Raw genomic sequence first — 314 nt, 5'->3', positions numbered from 1 at the left:
AAAATAAAGACTAGAGCGACTCTCTAGCCTTTTGTTTATAGTATTTAAATTGTCACTTCTACAACTGTACTCCAGGCAGAGCCAGTAATATTTTCAGCTTTATCCCGCAACAGTATCTTTGAATACATACTGAACAACATTAGCTTGTTCTTCAGTTAGTGTGGCTTGGCCCTTTTGAGGTTTGCCAAACACTCCAAATTCTAAACTCAATTCAAGCGCATCTTCTGAGTTAGGTTCATAAGAGAAACTTGTAAGATAAGCACGAAGATATTTAGCTTTGTACTTTCCGTCAGATCCTTTTTCAGCTTTATCAA

General features: G+C 36.6%; 1 pseudogene. It reads right to left on the bottom strand.

Annotation, left to right across the window (positions count from 1 at the left end):
* Window positions 1–99: 99 nt before the first annotated feature.
* A pseudogene (locus tag JKP73_RS22420) lies at window positions 100–314 on the bottom strand (phage major tail protein, TP901-1 family); the annotation flags it as partial.

It is taken from the genome of Virgibacillus salexigens (genome assembly GCF_014905415.1).
Taxonomy (GTDB): domain Bacteria; phylum Bacillota; class Bacilli; order Bacillales; family Amphibacillaceae; genus Virgibacillus; species Virgibacillus salexigens.
The sequence above is the reverse complement of the archived record's forward strand: the minus strand, read 5'-3'. Positions and strand labels throughout refer to the sequence as shown.